Here is a 21,104-nt window from a genome sequence, read left to right as displayed (position 1 = left end):
AAATAGAATTATATATGAGTTACTTTTGATTTCTTATAATATTCATCCTGACAGAAGCTTGGTGGGCAGAGAAGTTAATGTTTGTCTAAAATGAGTTTGAGGAAAAAATAGCAGATGAAATAAAAAGAATCATTCATACCTTTACTTTGGTAATCCCCCCTAAAAAAATAATAGGATTTAAAAGTAGAATTTTCCCTTAAGATACAAGCTAGAGATTCTGCATGAAAACACCTGTATTTAGGGGTTACATCGATCAAATTTCAGGTGTAGTGAATTATGTGAATCAGACTTTTAGTTTGTTTAATGAAGTTGAGAAAGTGCGACCAAAAAAATTGCTCAAATAAATTTTAAGGATAATCGTAATTTATGAGTACTTTTAACATGAACCGTTACACACTAGCGCTTACGGCTATTATTTTTTACGCCTGTGGGATGCTGTACTGGGTTTTTGCCGATGCCAATTTTGATGGCATGAAATGGTTAACCATTTGGTTCTTTAGCAGTACTTTATTTTTTGGTTTTTGGTCTGGACATGTGCTTAGTACGACACCGATAGAAGAGCTTAAGGCTGAAAAGAAGGGCTATCTTTGGGGACATATCCAATTAGGTGTCATATTGGTTATGGTCATTGCCATGTCAACAGGTTTAAATAAAAAGGTCGCTATTCTTTTTTTGGATATAGAGGGTTATGTCAGTGAACTCAAACAAGCAAAAGTGATTATGAAGGGGGGATCGAAACTAAGTGCAGGAGGACCTAGAAGAGCAGCCTCAACGTGGCCTGTAATGGATGTTATTGAAGGCGATAATGGATGGATACCTTTATGTCATTTGATATTAATAGATCAATGTGAATATGGCTATATGATGGATCAAAGTTTTGATATCCAATATGTTAAAGGGTTTGGTTATCCTATAAAATATATGACTTTAATCTATGAAATCAAATCACCCGACTTTTATAGAGGAATTGATTATCACGTTGCATTATATAAAACCAATCAACGCTATGTGTGGTATCTGATCTTTTTTACCATTATACCTGCATTAATCTTTGTATTTTTAATTCCATATCTTCTGTTTTTAAATCAACACCGTAAAATCAATTGACTAACGTTTAGTTAGTCTAGATAGTTCAACCACCAAAAGGCAACTTTAATTGATAAATAATAATTCTTCAAAAGAGGTTGCTTTAGTGATTTAAAGCTTAAAGTATTTATCTTAAAAAATTCCACAAAAACATAAAAATATTTTTGACACTATGGGGAAAGATGAAACCCCAAATGCCAAAAAAGAGTGATGCTGCCAATATGATGTTGATGGGATTGCTCTGTGTATTGATATAGAGTCCCCAAACTGGAATCAAAATAAGTCCTAAAACAGCCCCTGAAAGTGCATAAACAAATGCATGAATGAAGCGATTTTCCATCTTATTTTCCTAAATTTTTTTCGCAGTATAATCTATGCATCATTCATTGTGACTTTTAGACAATAAAAAACCCCTCAAAGAGGGGCATCGTGTGCAGTTATCTTTAATACTTAAAGATATTCTACATTCACAATTTCGTATTCTACTTCGCCTTGCGGGGTCACAATTTTGGCTTCATCGCCTTCATTTTTACCCAATAAGCCACGTGCGATTGGCGAGTTCACTGAAATTTTGTTGATTTTAAAGTCAGCTTCGTCATCACCTACAATTTTGTAAGTTTTTTGCTCTTCGGTGTCTAGGTTTTCAATGGTCACGGTTACACCAAAAACCACACGTCCGTTTTGTTCAAGCTCTTTCACATCAATCACTTGGCAAGCGCCCAGTTTACCTTCGATGTCTTGGATACGGCCTTCACAGAAACCTTGCTGTTCACGCGCAGCATGATATTCGGCATTTTCTTTTAAATCGCCATGTTCACGTGCTTCTGCAATCGCAGCAGTAATACGTGGACGTTCAACCGACTTAAGCTGTTGTAATTCTTGCTCTAAAGCGTATTTGCCTTCAGGCGTCATAGGATAACGTTGCATGTTGTCCCTCTTTAAAAATATTGAAGTCTATAAATGAAAAAAAGCCCGCCACCCGAAAGGTGACGGGACTTTTCATAAATGTATTAACCTACAGTAAGGTCTTGCAGGCGATATACATCCATTGGTAATTTGATTGCTAAAGCTTGGCAAACGGCATCTGCACCATTCAAAGTTGTGGTGTAATACACTTTACCTTGTAATGCAGAACGACGGATTGAGAACGAATCCTGCTGTGCTTGCTTGCCTTCAGATGTATTGATGATGAGGTGAATCTCACCATTTTTCAAGCGGTCTACAATGTGTGGGCGACCTTCAGTCACTTTGTTCACACGTTCACACTCAATACCTGCATCAGTGATTACTTTGTGTGTACCACCTGTTGCAACAAGTTTGAAGCCAAAATCAGCCAGTTGTTTTGCAATACGTGCCACATGCGGTTTATCTGACTCACGTACAGACAAGAATGCATGTTTTACTTCGCCTTCAGTTGGGATACCTGGTAAGCGATCATTCGAGCCTAACACAGCTTTATAGAATGCTTCACCAAAAGTTTTACCCACACCCATCACTTCACCTGTAGATTTCATCTCAGGCCCAAGCACTGGGTCTACACCAGGGAACTTGTTGAATGGGAACACGGCTTCTTTTACAGAGAAGTGTTGCGGAATGATTTCTTTAGTAAAGCCTTGCGCTTCTAAAGACTGACCCGCCATACAACGTGCTGCAACTTTAGCCAATGATTCGCCAATACACTTAGAAACGAATGGCACAGTACGTGATGCACGTGGGTTCACTTCTAAGATATAAACGTCATTGCCTTTAACGGCAAACTGTACGTTCATCAAGCCAATAACGCCCAATTCTTTTGCCATTGCAACAGTTTGACGACGCATTTCGTCCTGTACTTCATCTGACAATGAATAAGGTGGAATTGAACATGCAGAGTCACCAGAGTGAATACCTGCTTGTTCGATGTGCTGCATAATACCGCCAATCACCACATCTTTACCGTCAGATACGCAGTCTACGTCAACTTCAATCGCATCATCCAAGAAGCGGTCTAACAATACAGGCGCATCGTTAGAGGCTTGAACTGCATCACGCAAGTAGCGTTTAAGTTCTTCTTCGTTATACACGATTTCCATTGCACGGCCACCCAATACATAAGATGGACGAACAACTAACGGATAACCTACTTTAGCTGCTTCTGCGATACCTTCTTCAGCAGATTTTACAATGCTGTTATTCGGCTGACGCAATTGCAGACGTTGAATCATTTGTTGGAAACGTTCACGGTCTTCTGCACGGTCAATTGCATCTGGTGATGTACCAATAATTGGTGCACCTGCTTCTTCTAAAGCGCGCGCCAATTTCAGTGGAGTTTGACCACCGTACTGCACAATAATGCCTTTTGGCTTTTCTGTACGTACGATTTCAAGTACATCTTCCAAAGTAATTGGTTCAAAGTACAAACGGTCTGAAGTGTCGTAATCGGTAGATACGGTTTCAGGGTTACAGTTCACCATAATGGTTTCGTAACCATCTTCACGCATAGCAAGGGCTGCGTGTACACAGCAGTAATCGAATTCGATACCTTGACCAATACGGTTTGGACCGCCACCAATGACCATGATTTTGTCTTTGGTAGATGGATTTGATTCACACTCTTCATCGTAAGTTGAATACATGTAAGCAGTGTCAGATTCAAACTCTGCAGCACAGGTATCTACACGTTTGTAAACTGGATATACACCCATGTTCCAACGTTGTTTACGGAATTGCTTTTGTGAAATGCCCATCAAGTTGGCAATACGTAAGTCAGATAAACCTTTGCGTTTAAATGAACGTACATTTTCAGCAGTTAAGTCACCAAAACCTAAAGATTTGATTTGTTCTTCAGTTTTAACAATGTCTTCAATCTGAACGAGGAACCATTTGTCAATTTTGGTCGCTTGGAATACGTCTTCTACAGAGAAGCCATGACGGAAAGCGTCTGCCACGTACCAAATACGCTCTGGGCCAGGAACTTTGAGTTCAACCAAAATTTTGTCACGTGCGCCTTCAGCACCCACTTCAATTTGTTCGTCAAAACCGCAAGAACCAGTTTCCAAACCACGAAGCGCTTTGTTGATCGACTCTTGGAAGTTACGGCCAATTGCCATCACTTCACCTACAGATTTCATCTGTGTGGTTAAAGTCGCATCTGCTTGTGGGAATTTTTCAAAGTTGAAACGTGGAACTTTAGTTACAACGTAGTCAATTGATGGTTCAAATGACGCAGGGGTTGTACCGCCTGTGATGTCGTTTTTAAGTTCATCTAGGGTATAACCAATAGCAAGTTTCGCAGCAACTTTTGCAATTGGGAAACCTGTTGCTTTAGATGCAAGCGCAGATGAACGTGATACACGTGGGTTCATCTCAATTACAACCATACGGCCAGTATTTGGACAAATACCGAACTGTACGTTAGAACCACCTGTTTCTACACCAATTTCACGAAGTACCGCTAAAGATGCATTACGCATCAATTGGTATTCTTTGTCGGTCAATGTCTGTGCAGGTGCAACGGTAATTGAGTCACCTGTGTGTACGCCCATTGGGTCAAAGTTTTCAATTGAACATACGATAATACAGTTGTCGTTTTTGTCACGAACAACTTCCATTTCGTATTCTTTCCAGCCAATCAATGATTCATCAATCAATAATTGTTTGGTTGGGGAAAGATCGAAACCTCGTTCACAGATTTCTAGGAATTCTTCTTTGTTGTATGCAATACCGCCACCAGAACCACCCATGGTGAATGATGGACGAATAATTACAGGGAAGCCGAAGCGAGATTGAATTTCAAGCGCTTCTTCCATAGATTCAGCAATTGCCGCTTTGGGACATTCAAGACCAATTTTGCGCATGGCTTGGTCAAATAATTTGCGGTCTTCAGCTTTTTCAATAGCGTCTTTGGTCGCACCAATCAATTCAACATTGTATTTTTCTAAAATACCGTTGGCATCTAGTGCAAGCGCACAGTTCAGTGCAGTTTGACCACCCATGGTCGGTAGTACTGCATCTGGACGTTCTTTTTCAATGATTGCTGCAACAGTTTGCCAAGTGATTGGTTCGATGTAAGTTGCATCTGCCATTGCAGGGTCAGTCATGATGGTCGCTGGGTTAGAGTTGACCAAAATAACACGGTAACCTTCTTCACGAAGTGCCTTACATGCTTGAGCACCAGAATAGTCAAACTCACAAGCCTGACCAATAACAATAGGACCAGCACCAATAATTAAGATGCTTTTAATATCCGTACGTTTAGGCATTATTTCGCTCCTTAATTACTTCTTAGCGGCTTCAATAAGTTCGATGAAATGATCGAACAAGAGTGCGCAGTCATGTGGACCTGAACTTGCTTCTGGGTGACCTTGGAAGCTAAATGCAGGCTTGTCTGTACGATGAATACCTTGGTTTGTGCCATCGAACAATGAACGGTGCGTTGCACGTACATTGCTAGGTAAGGTACTTTCATCTACCGCGAAGCCGTGGTTCTGAGAAGTAATCATCACTGTACCTGTTTCTAAGTTTTGTACAGGATGGTTTGCACCATGGTGACCATGCGGCATTTTCATCGTTTTTGCACCCGATGCAAGCGCAAGGATTTGGTGACCTAAACAGATACCAAATACAGGAGTATTTGTGGTTTCTACAATTGTTTTTACAGCTTCAATTGCGTAGTCACATGCAGCTGGGTCGCCAGGGCCATTTGATAAGAAAATGCCATCTGGGTTTAATGCAAGGACTTTTTCAGCAGGGGTTTGTGCAGGAACAACGGTCAGTTTACAACCGCGGTCTGCCAGCATACGCAGGATGTTGGTTTTGACACCGTAATCGTATGCAACCACATGATATTTAAGTTCAGGTTGAGTAAAGCCTTTGCCAAGTTCCCATGAACCTTCAGTCCATTCAAAACCTTCAGGATCACAACATACTTTTGCAAGATCTAAGCCGTTTAAGCCGCCAAATGCACGTGCTTTAGCAATTGCTTCTTCTTCAGTGATATTTTCACCAGCAAGAATACAGCCGTTTTGCGCACCTTTGGCACGTAAAATACGGGTCAATTTACGGGTATCAATATCTGCAATCGCAACCACGTTGTGTGCTTGCAAATATTCCGCTAAAGATTGATTAGAACGGAAGTTACTGTGTAGTAAAGGCAAATCACGGATAATTAAACCGTTTGCCCATACTTTATGAATACGACCAGACTCGACATCTTCATCATTACAACCTGTGTTCCCAATGTGCGGGTAAGTTAAAGTCACAAGTTGCTGTGCATAACTCGGGTCGGTCAAAATTTCTTGATAGCCAGTCATGGCAGTGTTAAAAACGACTTCACCAGTCGTACTTCCCGTTGCACCGATAGACGTACCTTTAAAGATTGTACCGTCGGCAAGGGCTAAAATGGCGGGGGTGCTCAAACCAAAGCTCCTGAACTAAAACCACAAAAATAGGGCTGTAAAAAAGCGAGTAGACGAAAAAAAAGGAAGGTCAATGTTTAAACCTACCCTCCTATGTCTGCTCGCTTGAACTTAACATTGCATTATACGCATGAGCTCGCCAAAAGTCCATTCAGTTTCTGATGAATATGTAAGATAAAGGGCTTGCTTTCTTTAGCCGATTTATGTTTTAGCAATGTAGTAAAATGTAAGTAATCTACGATTGTCTAACAATACAAAACCCATATTCGAGCAAATTCACTTATGCTGAAAATATAAACAACAACGACCTTGGGTGAAGCAAAATGACTGAACAAGAAAAATCAGTAGCTGACAATAAAGCAATCAAAGATGCGGTGCATGAGGGTGCTGAAAAGCTTGAAAAAGTCACTCATGATGCCAAAGAACAGGTGCTAGAAGTTGTCGCTGAAACGCAGGAAAAACTGCAAAACGAAGCGAAGCAATTAAATGCTAGTGTGCAAGAGCAATTGGGTCAATTAAAGCAAGATGTATTGCAAAAAATTGAAGCATTGAAAGCACAGTTTGGTGGTTCACCTAAAGACTTAGGTGAGTTAAAAGAGTTTGTGAAAACTGAATTTAGCGCAATTATTGATGATCTTTCTAAACTGGGTAAAGAGTTGAAAGAAGATGTCAGCAGCATTTCAGTGAAACATAAAGACCAATTGGTTGAAACGTTTCAGCGTTCTAAAGAACACACTTTGGAAGCGTGGAAAAAAGTTAATCCACAAAAAACAGAAACGAATGACGAGACTGATCAAGCTTAAACAAGTAAGACTTATAGCCTAATCAGCCATAAAAAAAGTGAGGTTCGGCCTCACTTTTTTTATTCAAATTTCTGCTCAAGTACAAAATGAAAATCTGATTACGCATTTTGAAACTAGACAAGATTAGAACTGATGTAACCAATCTCGTTTATTATGAAAATCGGCTGCAGGACTGCTGTGTTGCATGGCATAAAACTGTTCGCCCTGACTGGTTTTTAGCACTGCCGTCAGACCTATAAACAAATCCGTCCATTTTAGTTTATGTTTCAGCATAAATTCGGTTAAATCCAGACTCACATTCAAACCATAATGTGTGCGTTTCAGCTGATTCAGTTCAATATCGTAAGCAGCCACGGGCGGCATTTGCTCAGGATAACGATACTCTTCAAAGGCGTAGGCTTGCCAAGCTTGAGAAGGGGATAAATTGATTTCACGATAAAAATCTTCGCCCTGAACCCCAATGAAAATTTCAAAGCAGGTGTGTTCCCACAAAAAATCCTGACGTGGATGTGACGCTACCAAAGCAGGCCATTCGACCCACTGATTTGGATCGCGCAGCCAAAAGCCTACATTTAACGTAAATGGGCTTTGTTGTTCAATTGCACCGACCAAAGAAATGGCCTGAAATTGACGATTAAAAGCACTGAGTTCGTAACTTGCCATTGAGGGAGATTAGTTAGACAAGTGAGCGTGGCGAACTAAATTAGATAATTTAGCATTTTGTTTGGCTGCTTTTTTGTAGAGTAAGACAATTTTACCAATGCTTTGTACCACTTCAGAACCTGTTGCTGCTGCAATTTCAGTAATCACAGCTGCACGTACCTCACGGTCTTCACCGCCAATTTTGACTTTAATCAATTCGTGATCGTTTAAAGCACGGTTGGTTTCTTCAATCACATTTTCAGTCAAACCTTGCCCGCCAATCATCACTACAGGGTTGAGTGCATGACCAATTTGACGTAAACGCTTGCGTTCCTGAATAGATAGAGCCGCCATAAAGATAACCTAATTTTAAAAACGGCTTAGTATAACAAAAGCCAGTTTGAAACGCTGTAAATTCTATGCAAATAATCTGTGATCTTACTGCCATGTAGAAATATTGAAACTGAATACTTGGTGATATTTCTCTGTAACAGTCAAAGTGACTTTTTTAAGCCTCAGTACAGAAATAAGCGATGGATTTAATAGAAAAAATAGGTCAGTTCTTGGTATTTAGATACAGATGTCTACTGCAAGCGGGTGAATTTTCACGTACAATCGCAATTTAGATGTCTATTCATTATTAAGAGAGTTATGGCAACACGCATTACCAACCAAAAGTTATCCAAAAGTAGTCGTGCGTGGATGAGAGAGCACTTAGATGATCCCTTTGTGAAACGAGCACAAAAAGAAGGGTATCGTGCACGTGCTGCATACAAACTACTTGAGATTCAAGAAAAATATAAACTGATCAAACCCGGTATGACTGTGGTGGACTTAGGTGCTGCTCCAGGCAGTTGGTCACAAATTGCAGGGCAACTTGTGGGCGACAAAGGCTTGGTGATTGCTTCCGATATTTTGGAAATGGACGCACTACCAGATGTGACCTTTTTACAAGGTGACTTCCGTGAAGAGGAAGTGTTCGAAAAATTGTTAAATATTTTAAACGGACGCACGGTAGACGTTGTAATTTCTGATATGGCCCCCAATACATCAGGTAATAAAGCTGTAGATCAACCGCGTCAAATTTACTTATGCGAGTTGGCGCTCGATTTTGCCAACCGTGTATTGGGACCCAATGGCCAGTTTGTGGTCAAAGTGTTCCAAGGTTCGGGGTTTGACGAATTTCGTAAACAGGTCGTGGACAGTTTTGATGTTCTAAAGACAGCAAAACCCGCTGCTTCACGGGCGCGTTCCAAAGAAGTATTCCTTATTGGACAAGGACGTAAAAAGGCGTCTAAATAAAGTTTACTTGCCAAGCCGTTAAAAATTGTGCATTTTGTACGTTTTTAACGAATTGTCTAGCTGATCTTCAGCTTTTTGAATGAAAGGTCACCCAGTAACGGGCATGATCAAATTAGATTGATATGGGAATAAAGCTTTGAGCGATCTCTTCAAGAATGCCGTATTGTGGCTGATTATACTTGGTGTGCTGATTCTAATTTTCAGCAACATCAATAACAGTGAAAAGCCAACTGCAATGAACTACTCAGAGTTTGTTACAGCGGTGAATGCTGGTCAAATTAAGCAAGTCACAATTGATGGCGAAAGAATTAGTGGCGAAAAAGTCAACGGCTCGTCCTTTGAAAGCATTCGTCCAGCAGTTCAAGACCCTGAACTGATGCCGAATCTGATTAAAAACAACGTTGTTGTTGAAGGTACTGCACCTCAACGTCAAGGTTTGTTAATGCAACTATTGATCGCAAGTTTCCCTGTACTTTTAATCATTTTGTTATTCATGTTCTTTATGCGCAACATGGGTGGCGGTGCAGGTGGTAAAAACGGCCCGATGAGCTTTGGTAAATCTAAAGCTAAAATGTTGTCTGAAGACCAAATTAAAGTCACATTTGCAGATGTTGCGGGTTGTGATGAAGCAAAACAAGAAGTAGTTGAAATTGTAGATTTCTTAAAAGACCCTGCAAAATTCAAGCGTCTAGGTGCAACAATTCCTAAAGGCGTGTTGATGGTTGGCCCACCAGGTACAGGTAAAACCTTACTTGCTAAAGCCATTGCAGGCGAAGCGAAAGTTCCGTTCTTTAGTATTTCAGGTTCTGACTTTGTTGAAATGTTTGTAGGTGTGGGTGCGTCTCGTGTTCGTGATATGTTCGAGCAAGCCAAACGCCATGCGCCATGTATTATCTTTATTGATGAGATTGATGCAGTTGGTCGTCATCGTGGTTCAGGTACAGGTGGTGGTCACGATGAGCGTGAGCAAACATTGAACCAGATGCTGGTAGAAATGGACGGTTTTGAAGGCAATGAAGGTATTATTGTCATCGCTGCGACGAACCGTGCCGATGTACTGGATAAAGCCTTGTTACGTCCTGGCCGTTTTGACCGTCAAGTGATGGTTGGCTTGCCTGACATTAAAGGTCGTGAGCAAATTCTGAATGTACACTTGAAAAAGTTACCTTCAGTTACGGGTGTAGATGTCAAAGTATTGGCACGTGGTACACCAGGCTTCTCAGGTGCACAATTGGCAAACCTTGTGAATGAAGCTGCATTGTTTGCTGCACGCCGTAATAAAAATACGGTAGATATGCACGACTTTGAAGACGCCAAAGACAAGTTGTATATGGGTCCTGAACGTAAGTCGATGGTACTGCGTGAAGAAGAGCGCCGTGCGACCGCTTACCACGAAGCAGGCCATGCGATTGTCGCTGAAATGCTACCAGGTACAGACCCTGTGCATAAAGTTACGATTATGCCGCGTGGTTGGGCATTGGGTGTGACTTGGCAGTTGCCTGAGCATGACCAAACTAGCCATTACAAAGACAAAATGCTGAATGATCTGTCAATTTTGTTTGGTGGTCGTATTGCTGAAGAAGTCTTTATTAATCAAATGTCGACAGGTGCATCTAACGACTTTGAGCGTGCAACTAAACTTGCCCGTGCAATGGTGACGAAATACGGTATGTCAGACAAACTGGGCGTCATGGTGTATGAAGATGATACACAACAGTCGTTCATGGGCAGTCTAGGCAGTCGTACAATTTCTGAAGCGACTCAGCAGCAAGTAGATGCTGAAGTGCGCCGTATCATTGATGAGCAATACAGAGTTGCGCGTGATATTTTGGAAAATAACCAAGACATCGCACATGCAATGGTGAAAGCATTGTTGGAATGGGAAACGATTGATCGTGACCAAATCCGTGACATTATGGAAGGTCGTGAGCCACAGCCACCGAAGGTTTATATTGCAGATAATCCTGTAATTGATGTAACCCCAAACGATGGCCCAAGCACACCGCCACCATTGCCAGCAAGCTAATACCAACACGCTAAGCAATGCTGTGAATTTAAAAAAGAGCCTTTAAATAAGGCTCTTTTTTTATCGCTATAGCATGTGCGCAATCTTGTACTTATAGGCTATAAAATGGTTTGAGGGTGAAAAGAATTCAACATCTTAAAAACTAGCCTTGTTAAAATACGACTTTCAAATGAACAGGAAGATCAGCATGCAGCTCATGCCATTGCCTAAACGTGTATTGCAATGCGGACGTTTGAGTTTGGATTTATCTCAACCGCATGTCATGGGAATTTTGAACGTGACACCAGACTCGTTTAGTGATGGTGGTCGTCATAATGAAAAAGAGGATGCTGTAGCACGTGCTTTGGAAATGATGGCCGAAGGAGCGACCGTGATTGATATTGGGGGAGAGTCAACTCGCCCAGGTGCGAGCCCTGTAAGTGTTGAAGAAGAAATTAGTCGTGTCGTACCTGTGGTTGAGGCCTTATCACAACATAATGTGGTGCTATCCATTGATACCTCACAGCCTGAGGTAATTCGTGCTGCAGTAAACGCTGGTGCGCATATTTGGAATGATGTGCGTGCCTTGACGCGTCCTTATGCACTGCAAACGGCTGCTGAATTAAATATCCCTGTGATCATTATGCACATGCGTGGCGAACCGACCACCATGAATAATTTAGATCAATATGATGATGTGACGGAAGACGTGATTGCTGAGTTGCAGCAACGGGTTCAAGATGCGCTGGCTGCAGGTGTAAAGCCTGAAAATATTATGATTGATCCAGGTTTTGGTTTTGCAAAAAATGCACAGCAAAACCTGAAATTGCTTAATGAGCTGTATCAACTCAATCGCATGGGTTATCCAATCTTATCTGCATTGTCGCGTAAGCGTTTTATTGGTGAAGCTACGGGTGCGGTAGAAGCTACAGAGCGTGCCGTGGGGTCAGTGGCTGCGCATTTACTTAGTATTCAGCAAGGTGCATGTATGGTACGTGCGCATGATGTAAAAGCCACCTCAGATGCCATTAAAATATGGCAAGCCATGCAAAGTGCTTAAATAAACGTACTTGAATAAATCATTCAGGCCTGTGAAATTTTGCCTAAGCTAGTATAAAGGCTAGGCTTATGGTATATAGGCACGCTTAAATCTCTGTATTTTTTTGAGTGCCTGTATGTTTGCAGATTTACTTCTCCCGATGTTTGATGACGAATACTACCCAGATATTTTGGTTGCTGAACTTAAGCAACTCATTTTGCGCTTTGCAAAACAGGTATCGCAAGCGGGTGTTTCGGAAACTGATATTTACTACTTTGCAGATCAGACAGTGCAGGCGATTAACCAAATGAAGCCACAATTTCAAGACTTAGATTCAGATTTAGATGATGCTGCAACTGACTATATTGCAGAAGCGATGATGATGGTACTGCAAGATCAGGGTCATTTTGACATTGAAATGGAAGCTTTGGTCGCTAATCGGGCCTGGTAAATATTTTTACATTTTTTAAATATCTTGTGGTTTTAGTTAATTATTCGCTGAATAGCTCATCTAAAACCTCATTTAAATGACAGCTTTCTTGTTCATGTAGTTCTGCAATTTCCCGAACATGGAGTGAGTATTGCCCATCTTGCTCACTCACTTGTGCAACCACATTTACCCAAAACTTTGTGTTCTGTTGTAGCAGGTTGCGTAGCTGTTTTTCATCTTCAGGGTTTTGAAAGTTTAGGTTGTAAATATCACTTCCTAAGCTACAACGGCGCAAATGCAATTTTTGTTGTTGATTGTGCACAGTCCCTGCAAATAAATCATAAAATGCTGATTCAGTTTGAATCGGGCCTTCCGCTTGGGTTGCTGTTTGAGTGGTAGGGGATTGAGCATAGCTTATAAAACTCAGCATGCCGCATAAACAGGTAAGACTTAAATAATGAACACAACGTTGTAGATGCATTTTTGACGATCACTATAAATTATTATTTTAAGATTGTATTTTCATGAGACATAAAAAAAACCAGCTTTCGCTGGGTTCTTTATTTGCACCATCGATTTTATAGCAAAAAGATGGTGCCCGAGGCCAGACTCGAACTGGCACGCTTTGTGGGCGGGGGATTTTAAATCCCCTGTGTCTACCGATTTCACCACTCGGGCATGTGCGCAATAATAGAGGACGAAATAAATCTTGGCAAGTAAATTTATTTACAATTGCTTTCTTTTCAATCAATTCAACCGATTAGTGCGCTGAAATGGCACTAAAACATTGGTTTTTTAAGGCCCGTCATAAATATTTCATAAATTTGAGATCAAAGCGAAATCATTAATTTCTATGGTGAGCGCTCTAGAAAAATAAAAGGCAAATTTATGAAAATTAAACTTACACGCCGTGAACTGCTACAAAAAAGTTTGGCGAGTTTAGGGGCATTGTCGTTGCCTGTGGCACTCACCGCATGTGGAGATGACAATGAAAATAATATTGAAAATGGCAAGGAAAACTCACTCAAAGTAGAGTTTTTACATGGTGTTGCTAGTGGTGATCCATTACATGACCGTGTCATTTTGTGGACACGAGTAACACCAAATGACACTACAGCACACCTTGAAATTGTATGGGAAATTTCAGCAGATCAAGAATTTAAACAACTTATTGGTACTGGAAAAGTTCAGACCACTGCAGCGCAAGATTTTACCGTAAAGGTTGATGCAGACCGTTTGCAGGCTGGGGCAAATTATTATTACCGTTTCCGTTTTGGCAAGACAATTTCACCTGTGGGGCAAACCAAAACATTGGCTTTACGCAGCGATCAGGTGAAATTTGCGATTTGTTCATGCTCGAATTACCCTGCAGGCTATTTTCATGTTTACAAAGAAATGGCACAGGAAAATAATCTGGATGCGATTATTCACTTGGGGGATTATATCTATGAATATGGGGAAGGTGAGTATGCAACTGAAGATGCTGAAGCGTTAGGTCGCGGTTTTGCTGCTGACAATAATAAAGAAATCATTCAACTAGATGACTATCGTAAGCGCTATGCCTTGTATCGCACTGATTTAGATTTACAGGCTGCACATCAACGCCATCCGTTTATTGTGATTTGGGATGACCATGAGCTTAGTAATGATGCATGGCAAGAAGGTGCGGCAAACCATCAAGAGAGTGAAGGGAGCTTCATAGCGCGCCAGATTGCAGCCTTGAAAGCCTATTTTGAATGGATGCCGATTCGTCCAGTTGCAGAAAATGATCACTTAAATATTTATCGTCAATTTGATTTTGGTGGTTTGGTCAATTTGATGATGCTGGATACCCGTATTTTGGCACGCCATAAGCAATTAGATTATGCAGATTATATGACGGCAACAGGTATGGATGCTGCCCGATTTATGGCTGATTTAAGCAGCAATAGCCGTAGTTTATTGGGCGTAAAACAACTGCAATGGTTACAAGCACAATTGATGCAGTCCACTGCCAAATGGAATGTGTTGGGCCAACAAGTATTGATGTCTAAGATGTTTATTCCACAAGAGCTGTTATTGCTTTTAGAACAAGTGACCAGTGGCAATGCTACTGTAGAAACGCTTGCACAGATTAAACAAAAAATTGCTGATTTACTCACACTGAAAATGCGTTTAAAAGCTGGTGATCCTACGCTATCAGCAATGGATAAAGCACGTTTGAGTACAGTTGCACCCTATAACTTAGATGCCTGGGATGGTTATGCCTACGAGCGCGAAGTTGTGTATGGTACCTTGCAACAGTTAGGCAAAAAAGCGGTAGTGTTGGCGGGTGATACGCATAATGCTTGGGCATCCAGTTTACATCCACAAAATAGCAATCATGTGGTTGGGGTAGAGCTTGCGACCAGTTCCGTATCATCGCCAGGAATTGAGTATTACTTAAATGTGACTGCAGCAGAAATGGCAGAGTTGGAATATGCATTTAAAGAACTGATTGATGAGCTGAATTATTGCAATTTAAATCAGCGTGGTTATTTAACTGTGGCTTTTGATCATACTCAGGTGGTGGCTGACTGGAAGTTTGTGAATACCGTGAAAGCAAGCGAATATAAACTTGATGAAATACGTGCTCATCAAATGACTTATGATGTTCAATTGAATCCAATCATCGATGTTGCAAAATCGGCCTAAATTTATATGTTCTAAAAAAACCGAGCGCAAGTTGCTCGGTTTTTTTATAGATAAGTTGGATGAAAGAGATGATTTTTAATCCAGTTTATCTTGAATATAACTGTCTAAATCAATGTATTTAATACTTTTACATAAGGCTTGCTCGGCCTGCATAATCTGTTGATGTAACTCAAGTGCTTGCTGATATTGCTGAGTGAGTTGTGTAAAGCGGGGGCTATTTTTATTGGTGAAATATAAACGGAATTGAATTTTAGCAGCCTGACGATACGACCAGTAAGCAGCACGACGAATCTGAGTTAAACAATATTTTTGTTCCAGACTGGCGTGGTCACGAAACATATTTTCTTTATACAAGCGCACAAAGCCAAAACTGATGCAAAAAAAGAAAAGAACTCCTTGCAGAATTGTACTTTGAAAATAGGCAAAATTTAGCGCTTGTAAAATAATCAAGACTGCAATTTTGAGTGGGGCGTGTTGCTGAAACTGATACCACGATGCAGAGCTATGTTTGATCTGATACAACACATAAGGCAATAGCAGCATAAAGCCGAGCATAATAGCTAAAATAGACAAGGCTTTGGCTTGAAAAGCATCATACTGTGCTGTGGTGTTTTGAATCCCCAAAGCTAAACTGATCGAAATAGGAATAAAAATCATACAGGCCAAGAGCCATGGAATAAACTCTTTCCATTCATCCAGCATGCCTTTGCTTTGTATAAAACCGTAAAACAAAATATTTTGTTTAAAGGCAGCAGGGTATTGTTGCTGTAATTGCTGCACATAAAGCAGTGCTTGTTGGGGCTTCATAGGCAGGTCATACAGAGAAATGAATATGGATAGGAGAGGGCTAAATCGCAGGCATAAAAAAACCAGCTAAATGCTGGGTTCTTTACTTGCACCATTTTAATGTGTTTTAAAATGGTGCCCGAGGCCAGACTCGAACTGGCACGCTTTGTGGGCGGGGGATTTTAAATCCCCTGTGTCTACCGATTTCACCACTCGGGCATAGTTTTACAAGATTGGAGGCGGAGGTCGGAATCGAACCGGCGTCCACGGAGTTGCAGTCCGCTGCATGACCACTCTGCCACCCCGCCACGTCTTGTTGATGCGTATATTAGCAAGCTCTGAAAAAAAAACAATACTATTAAATGAGCAGATGCACATTAATTCGGCATATAGAATAAAATAGTCTAAATAATCATGTATTATTTGCAAAATTGATTCATATCAACATTTGGAGATGTGCCGTGGCATTAATTTTAGACGGTCGTGCATTGGCAAAACAAATTGAAGCTGATCTGTTAACACGTGTAGAAGCGTTAAAAGCAAAATCAGGTCGTACCCCAATTCTAGCGACTATTTTGGTCGGTGATGACGGTGCATCTGCAACTTATGTGCGCATGAAAGGCAATGCTTGCCGCCGTGTGGGCATGGATTCTTTAAAGGTGGAATTGCCTACAGAAACCACCACAGAACAACTTTTGGCAGAAATTGAAAAATTGAATGCGAATCCGGATGTGCACGGTATTTTGTTGCAACATCCAGTTCCTGCGCAAATTGATGAGCGTGCTTGCTTTGATGCAATTTCGCTTGAAAAAGATGTAGATGGTGTAACTTGCCTTGGTTATGGACGTATGGCGATGGGCGAAGCTGCTTATGGTTCTGCAACACCAGCAGGCATTATGACCATCTTAAAAGAAAACAACATTGAAATTGCAGGCAAACATGCTGTTGTTGTTGGTCGTTCAGCAATTTTAGGTAAACCAATGGCTGCGATGCTGCTTGAAGCCAATGCAACGGTAACAACTTGCCATTCACGTACACAAAACTTGGCAGACTTTGTAAAACAGGCCGACATTATTGTGGGTGCTGTTGGTAAAGCAGAATTGATTCAAAAAGACTGGATTAAGCCGGGTGCGGTAGTGGTTGATGCCGGTTTCCATCCACGTGATGGTGGCGGTGTGGGTGATATTCAACTACAAGGGATTGAAGAAATCGCTTCTGCATATACGCCTGTACCGGGTGGTGTTGGCCCAATGACAATTACGACATTAATTCGTCAAACGGTTGAAGCTGCTGAGAAAGCTTTAGGTTAAGTCTATTCTCCCTCTCCTTTAAGAAGGAGAGGGGACTTTTTTTAAATTAAAACGAATAAAAACCAATGAGCTGTACCTTTCAATTTCTTCAAGCGCCTGAGCATCTTATACACGCTTTGCATGATGTGATACCAAATTGTGAATTGCAGGCTCAGCAGTTGCCAGAAACCGCTATTTCACTGTGGCTTATTCCGCCTGTATTTCCTACCGATAAGCTTGATGATGAAGTGATTCGTCGTATTTGGAATGATACGCCGTACTGGATTTTCTGTTGGGCTTCTGGACTCGCTATGGCGCAATGGTTGCTGGCAGAGCCGCAGCATGTCAAAGATAAGGTGGTTTTGGACTTTGGCTCAGGTTCTGGTGTGGTGGCTATTGCGGCTAAAATGGCAGGTGCAAAACGAGTGATTTGCTGTGATATTGACCCAGTGAGTCTGGCGGCTTGTCGTGCCAACGCAGAATTAAATGATGTCGCGCTTGAGTATTTAGATGACCTGTATCAAGCCGAGCAAGTGGATGTATTGTTGGCAGCAGATGTGTTGTATGACCAATGCAATCGTTTTTTTTTAGATGAATTTTTAAAGTTTGCACCCGAAGTGTGGGTGGCAGACAGTCGTGTGAAAAATTTTAGCCATCCACAATATATAAAAATAGATGAACGCAGTGCGACCACCTGGCCAGATTTAGATGAGGCCAAAGAGTTTCGTAATGTGAGTTTTTATAAGACGCGATAAATCATCACGTCTTATATTTTAGATATTGTCGTTATATAAAATTAAGAACAGCTATAACGCACAATACGCAATGTGCTCGGGCGTGCATCTAGGGCTTGACGGGTGGCATAGTTTTCGCTGCTGTGTAATTCAGGTGTGTTCGACAAGCCAATAGAGGTGCGGCTTTGACCAAGTTGACGGCCATACGGGTCTTGTTGATGCGCAGCAGGATTGGCAATTTCATTAATACTTAATACACGCAATTGATAGGTTTTATGTGCACCTAGCTCTTTCTGGCAAGCACGTTGTAATTTGTTTTCATCACGTTGTTGATTCTGACGGCCTGCAAGGGTGTAAGCTAAAATAGCAGTATTTGCTGTTTTACTTTCAACTTTATATCCAACAAAGCTATTTTCACTTTGTTCAGGCAGGCTTTGACAAGCAGATAAACCTAAGCCAAATACCGTCATACCCAAAATAATCATTGTTGTGTTCATGGCTTTATTCATGATCATGTCCCATGTTTTGATTGTCATTTCATTCTTGTTTTAAGTATGCCATAGCTACCACCACAAAGCATGCTAAAGACTGTTTTTAAGATTTCTGCGAGTTAGGTTTTTAAATTTATGCGCAATAAAAAAGGTCACCGAAGTGACCTTTTTTTAGCAGTTAGCGTTGAATTACGCAGATTTAACTGCTTCAAGTAACGCTTCTTGACGTGCTTTCAATGCAGCAGGTAAACGCTCACCAAGTTTGTTGAATAACTCAGTGTGGCTTTCCAACTCTTTGATCCACTGTTCTTTGTCTTGCGCTGTAACAGTTTCAAATTGTTCTTTAGTGAAATCTAAACCAGTCCAGTTCAATTGTTCATAAGTCGGAACGCGGCCAATTGGTGTTTCAACTGCATCTGCACGACCTTCGCAACGATCAATGATCCACTCAAGAACACGCATGTTTTGACCAAAACCAGGCCATACGAAGTTGCCTTCTGCGTCACGGCGGAACCAGTTTACGTTGTAGATGCCTGGTAATTTGTTGCCAGCAGCTTTTGCTTTCTCGCCAACTTTCTCACCCATTTCTAACCAGTGAGAGAAGTAGTCTGCCATGTTGTAACCAGCAAACGGAAGCATAGCAAATGGGTCACGGCGTACAATACCTTGTTGACCAACTGCAGCAGCAGTCGTTTCAGAGCCCATTGTTGCTGCTTTATAAACGCCATCTACCCAGTCAAATGCTTCTGAAATTAGAGGCACTGTGTCTGCACGACGACCACCGAAGATGAATGCAGAAATTGGAACACCTGCTGGATTTTCCCAGTCAGCATCAATAGAAGGGCATTGACCAGCTGCAACCGTGAAGCGCGCATTAGGATGAGCTGCTTTTTCTTCACCAGTGTGTGGTTGGTTTTTCCAGTTTGTTAAGTTTGCAGGAACTTCTTTGGTTAGACCTTCCCACCATACTTCACCGTTATCAGTTACAGCAACGTTGGTATAAATTACGTCTTTGTGTAAGGTTGCCATACAGTTCGGGTTAGTCTTGGTATTTGTACCAGGTGCAACACCGAAGAAACCAGCTTCTGGGTTAATTGCATATAAGCGACCATCTTCACCTGGTTTGATCCAAGCAATATCGTCACCTACAGTTTCAATTTTCCAGCCTTCGTAACCTGCTGGTGGAATCAACATAGCGAAGTTGGTTTTACCACATGCAGAAGGGAATGCTGCTGCGATATAGTGTTTTTCACCTTTAGGGTTTGTCACGCCTAAAATCAGCATGTGCTCTGCTAACCAGCCTTGTTCACGGCCCATTGCAGATGCAATACGAAGCGCTAAGCATTTTTTACCCAATAATGCATTACCGCCGTAACCAGAACCATACGACCAGATTTCACGAGTTTCTGGATAATGTACGATGTATTTTTCTTTGTTACATGGCCAAGCAACGTCTTTTTCGCCTTCAGCCAATGGAGCAGCAACAGTGTGTACGCAAGGTACAAATTCACCGTCTGTGCCAAGTACGTCATAAACAGCTTTACCCATACGAGCCATTTTAGACATGCTGACAGCAACATAAGGAGAGTCAGTTAATTCAATACCGATGTGCGCAATGTGGCTACCTAATGGGCCCATAGAGAATGGAACCACATACATGGTACGACCAGCCATTGAGCCGTCGAATAAACCGTTTAATTTAGCGCGCATTTCAGCTGGCGCTTCCCAGTTGTTGGTCGCACCAGCATCTTCTTTGTTTTCAGAGCAGATGAAAGTACGGTCTTCAACACGAGCAACGTCAGAAGGATCAGAGTTTGCAAGGTACGAACCAGGGTGTTTTTCTTGGTTTAATGCTTGCATGGTGCCGTTAGCGATCATCAAGTCAATAAGACGTTGATATTCTTCAGCGCTACCGTCACACCATTCAATTTTTGCTGGTTTCGTTAACTTTGCAATTTCTTCAACCCATGCAATAAGCTTAGGGTGACGAACGAATTCTGGTGCGTTCACTTGGGTCATGGTGAGGCCTATCTTAAATGTGTACAAATGATGTACAAAGTACAATCTGAACAACGGGATACATCGTTCAGATGAAATATGAAAAAAAGTGGCTGTATTAAAGCACAAAATCATAAAAAAAATAAGACTTAGGCATGATTTGGCTTTCTGATTAAAATGTTTGGATAAATTAATAATACTGTATATGAAACATATACTTACATGTTTTTGTTGCTATATTTTTCACTATTTAAATATTTGATGGGCATTATTTATTTAAATTATTTTTATATAATTCAATATGTTGAGTCTGTATTTTTTGATCGGTTTGTCATTGATTTAATGAATGGTCATCATTTGAATTTTACATAAAGCTGCTTTTCATTCCGCATCAATTGACTGAAATTAGAACAAAAGCTTTAAAAAATGG

General features: G+C 41.1%; 19 protein-coding genes and 3 tRNA genes. 9 read left to right on the top strand and 13 right to left on the bottom strand.

From position 1 onward, the window contains the following. Positions 1-366 precede the first annotated feature (366 nt). Complete coding sequence (locus tag HHA42_RS00530; RefSeq protein ID WP_168418851.1) at positions 367-1,107, top strand: hypothetical protein; 741 nt, start codon at positions 367-369, stop codon at positions 1,105-1,107. Positions 1,108-1,213: 106 nt separating this feature from the next. On the opposite strand, the gene HHA42_RS00525 is transcribed toward HHA42_RS00530, so the two are convergent. The 4 genes from HHA42_RS00525 to carA all read right to left on the bottom strand — a co-directional run bounded on the left by HHA42_RS00525 (position 1,214) and on the right by carA (position 6,482). Then, positions 1,214-1,426, bottom strand: coding sequence for a hypothetical protein (locus HHA42_RS00525; RefSeq protein ID WP_168418850.1), 213 nt, complete (start codon positions 1,424-1,426; stop codon positions 1,214-1,216). Positions 1,427-1,536: 110 nt separating this feature from the next. Next, positions 1,537-2,013: a transcription elongation factor GreA gene (greA, locus tag HHA42_RS00520; protein WP_168418849.1), complete on the bottom strand. Its 477-nt coding sequence runs from the start codon at positions 2,011-2,013 to the stop codon at positions 1,537-1,539. 83 nt (positions 2,014-2,096) lie between these two features. Continuing rightward, complete coding sequence (carB, locus tag HHA42_RS00515) at positions 2,097-5,327, bottom strand: carbamoyl-phosphate synthase large subunit (RefSeq protein WP_168418848.1); 3,231 nt, start codon at positions 5,325-5,327, stop codon at positions 2,097-2,099. 15 nt (positions 5,328-5,342) lie between these two features. Then, entirely contained in the window at positions 5,343-6,482 is a 1,140-nt protein-coding gene (gene carA, locus HHA42_RS00510; protein WP_168418847.1) for a glutamine-hydrolyzing carbamoyl-phosphate synthase small subunit, read from the bottom strand. Between the two features lie 323 nt (positions 6,483-6,805). Between carA and HHA42_RS00505 the strand changes: the two genes are divergently transcribed. Next, positions 6,806-7,285 (top strand): hypothetical protein, encoded by a 480-nt coding sequence (locus tag HHA42_RS00505; protein ID WP_168418846.1) that lies wholly within the window; start codon positions 6,806-6,808, stop codon positions 7,283-7,285. A 123-nt stretch (positions 7,286-7,408) separates the two neighbouring features. Here the strand turns inward: HHA42_RS00505 and HHA42_RS00500 are convergent, their stop codons facing one another. Further along, positions 7,409-7,948, bottom strand: coding sequence for a DOMON-like domain-containing protein (locus HHA42_RS00500; RefSeq protein ID WP_070153929.1), 540 nt, complete (start codon positions 7,946-7,948; stop codon positions 7,409-7,411). Between the two features lie 9 nt (positions 7,949-7,957). Further along, positions 7,958-8,281, bottom strand: coding sequence for a ribosome assembly RNA-binding protein YhbY (gene yhbY, locus HHA42_RS00495; RefSeq protein WP_168418845.1), 324 nt, complete (start codon positions 8,279-8,281; stop codon positions 7,958-7,960). A 297-nt stretch (positions 8,282-8,578) separates the two neighbouring features. On the opposite strand from yhbY, the gene rlmE reads away from it, so the two are divergent. The 4 genes from rlmE to HHA42_RS00475 all read left to right on the top strand — a co-directional run bounded on the left by rlmE (position 8,579) and on the right by HHA42_RS00475 (position 12,724). Further along, a complete protein-coding gene (gene rlmE, locus HHA42_RS00490) occupies positions 8,579-9,229 on the top strand; it encodes a 23S rRNA (uridine(2552)-2'-O)-methyltransferase RlmE (protein WP_168418844.1) in 651 nt (216 codons plus the stop codon). A 136-nt stretch (positions 9,230-9,365) separates the two neighbouring features. Next, on the top strand, positions 9,366-11,255 hold the full coding sequence (gene ftsH, locus HHA42_RS00485; RefSeq protein ID WP_168418843.1) for an ATP-dependent zinc metalloprotease FtsH: 1,890 nt from the start codon (positions 9,366-9,368) through the stop codon (positions 11,253-11,255). A gap of 187 nt (positions 11,256-11,442) precedes the next feature. Continuing rightward, positions 11,443-12,294, top strand: a complete 852-nt coding sequence (gene folP / locus HHA42_RS00480; RefSeq protein ID WP_216076790.1) for a dihydropteroate synthase — start codon at positions 11,443-11,445, stop codon at positions 12,292-12,294. Between the two features lie 115 nt (positions 12,295-12,409). Next, positions 12,410-12,724 (top strand): DUF5713 family protein, encoded by a 315-nt coding sequence (locus tag HHA42_RS00475; RefSeq protein WP_168461407.1) that lies wholly within the window; start codon positions 12,410-12,412, stop codon positions 12,722-12,724. Positions 12,725-12,764: 40 nt separating this feature from the next. On the opposite strand, the gene HHA42_RS00470 is transcribed toward HHA42_RS00475, so the two are convergent. Further along, complete coding sequence (locus HHA42_RS00470; protein ID WP_168461408.1) at positions 12,765-13,184, bottom strand: hypothetical protein; 420 nt, start codon at positions 13,182-13,184, stop codon at positions 12,765-12,767. A gap of 111 nt (positions 13,185-13,295) precedes the next feature. Beyond that, positions 13,296-13,381 (bottom strand) — tRNA-Leu (locus HHA42_RS00465). 210 nt (positions 13,382-13,591) lie between these two features. Between HHA42_RS00465 and HHA42_RS00460 the strand changes: the two genes are divergently transcribed. Continuing rightward, positions 13,592-15,376 (top strand): alkaline phosphatase D family protein, encoded by a 1,785-nt coding sequence (locus tag HHA42_RS00460; protein ID WP_168525051.1) that lies wholly within the window; start codon positions 13,592-13,594, stop codon positions 15,374-15,376. Positions 15,377-15,451: 75 nt separating this feature from the next. Here HHA42_RS00460 and HHA42_RS00455 read toward each other — a convergent pair whose 3' ends face one another. The 3 genes from HHA42_RS00455 to HHA42_RS00445 all read right to left on the bottom strand — a co-directional run bounded on the left by HHA42_RS00455 (position 15,452) and on the right by HHA42_RS00445 (position 16,470). Continuing rightward, entirely contained in the window at positions 15,452-16,183 is a 732-nt protein-coding gene (locus HHA42_RS00455; RefSeq protein WP_168418839.1) for a hypothetical protein, read from the bottom strand. 112 nt (positions 16,184-16,295) lie between these two features. Then, positions 16,296-16,381, bottom strand: a tRNA-Leu gene (locus HHA42_RS00450). 15 nt (positions 16,382-16,396) lie between these two features. Beyond that, a tRNA-Cys gene (locus HHA42_RS00445) sits at positions 16,397-16,470 on the bottom strand. Positions 16,471-16,623: 153 nt separating this feature from the next. Here HHA42_RS00445 and folD point away from each other — a divergent pair. Together folD and HHA42_RS00435 are read left to right on the top strand one after the other, a co-directional pair. Next, positions 16,624-17,472, top strand: a complete 849-nt coding sequence (folD, locus tag HHA42_RS00440; RefSeq protein WP_104488415.1) for a bifunctional methylenetetrahydrofolate dehydrogenase/methenyltetrahydrofolate cyclohydrolase FolD — start codon at positions 16,624-16,626, stop codon at positions 17,470-17,472. Between the two features lie 65 nt (positions 17,473-17,537). After that, positions 17,538-18,206 (top strand): 50S ribosomal protein L11 methyltransferase, encoded by a 669-nt coding sequence (locus HHA42_RS00435; protein WP_168418838.1) that lies wholly within the window; start codon positions 17,538-17,540, stop codon positions 18,204-18,206. 41 nt (positions 18,207-18,247) lie between these two features. On the opposite strand, the gene HHA42_RS00430 is transcribed toward HHA42_RS00435, so the two are convergent. Together HHA42_RS00430 and HHA42_RS00425 are read right to left on the bottom strand one after the other, a co-directional pair. Further along, on the bottom strand, positions 18,248-18,682 hold the full coding sequence (locus HHA42_RS00430) for a hypothetical protein (RefSeq protein WP_168461429.1): 435 nt from the start codon (positions 18,680-18,682) through the stop codon (positions 18,248-18,250). A 183-nt stretch (positions 18,683-18,865) separates the two neighbouring features. Beyond that, positions 18,866-20,695, bottom strand: coding sequence for a phosphoenolpyruvate carboxykinase (GTP) (locus HHA42_RS00425; RefSeq protein ID WP_168418836.1), 1,830 nt, complete (start codon positions 20,693-20,695; stop codon positions 18,866-18,868). Between the last annotated feature and the right edge of the window lie 409 nt (positions 20,696-21,104).

Source organism: Acinetobacter sp. A3, from assembly GCF_012371415.1.
Taxonomy (GTDB): Bacteria; Pseudomonadota; Gammaproteobacteria; order Pseudomonadales; family Moraxellaceae; genus Acinetobacter.
The sequence above is the reverse complement of the archived record's forward strand: the minus strand, read 5'-3'. Positions and strand labels throughout refer to the sequence as shown.

Excerpts from the sequence above, each read along its gene's own strand:
- HHA42_RS00530 (WP_168418851.1), top strand. The coding sequence starts at position 367 with ATGAGTACTTTTAACATGAACCGTTACACACTAGCGCTTACGGCTATT.
- HHA42_RS00525 (WP_168418850.1), bottom strand. The coding sequence starts at position 1,426 with ATGGAAAATCGCTTCATTCATGCATTTGTTTATGCACTTTCAGGGGCT.
- greA (WP_168418849.1), bottom strand. The coding sequence starts at position 2,013 with ATGCAACGTTATCCTATGACGCCTGAAGGCAAATACGCTTTAGAGCAA.
- carB (WP_168418848.1), bottom strand. The coding sequence starts at position 5,327 with ATGCCTAAACGTACGGATATTAAAAGCATCTTAATTATTGGTGCTGGT.
- HHA42_RS00505 (WP_168418846.1), top strand. The coding sequence starts at position 6,806 with ATGACTGAACAAGAAAAATCAGTAGCTGACAATAAAGCAATCAAAGAT.
- HHA42_RS00500 (WP_070153929.1), bottom strand. The coding sequence starts at position 7,948 with ATGGCAAGTTACGAACTCAGTGCTTTTAATCGTCAATTTCAGGCCATT.
- yhbY (WP_168418845.1), bottom strand. The coding sequence starts at position 8,281 with ATGGCGGCTCTATCTATTCAGGAACGCAAGCGTTTACGTCAAATTGGT.
- rlmE (WP_168418844.1), top strand. The coding sequence starts at position 8,579 with ATGGCAACACGCATTACCAACCAAAAGTTATCCAAAAGTAGTCGTGCG.
- folP (WP_216076790.1), top strand. The coding sequence starts at position 11,443 with ATGCAGCTCATGCCATTGCCTAAACGTGTATTGCAATGCGGACGTTTG.
- HHA42_RS00475 (WP_168461407.1), top strand. The coding sequence starts at position 12,410 with ATGTTTGCAGATTTACTTCTCCCGATGTTTGATGACGAATACTACCCA.
- HHA42_RS00470 (WP_168461408.1), bottom strand. The coding sequence starts at position 13,184 with ATGCATCTACAACGTTGTGTTCATTATTTAAGTCTTACCTGTTTATGC.
- HHA42_RS00460 (WP_168525051.1), top strand. The coding sequence starts at position 13,592 with ATGAAAATTAAACTTACACGCCGTGAACTGCTACAAAAAAGTTTGGCG.
- HHA42_RS00455 (WP_168418839.1), bottom strand. The coding sequence starts at position 16,183 with ATGAAGCCCCAACAAGCACTGCTTTATGTGCAGCAATTACAGCAACAA.
- HHA42_RS00435 (WP_168418838.1), top strand. The coding sequence starts at position 17,538 with ATGAGCTGTACCTTTCAATTTCTTCAAGCGCCTGAGCATCTTATACAC.
- HHA42_RS00430 (WP_168461429.1), bottom strand. The coding sequence starts at position 18,682 with ATGAACACAACAATGATTATTTTGGGTATGACGGTATTTGGCTTAGGT.
- HHA42_RS00425 (WP_168418836.1), bottom strand. The coding sequence starts at position 20,695 with ATGACCCAAGTGAACGCACCAGAATTCGTTCGTCACCCTAAGCTTATT.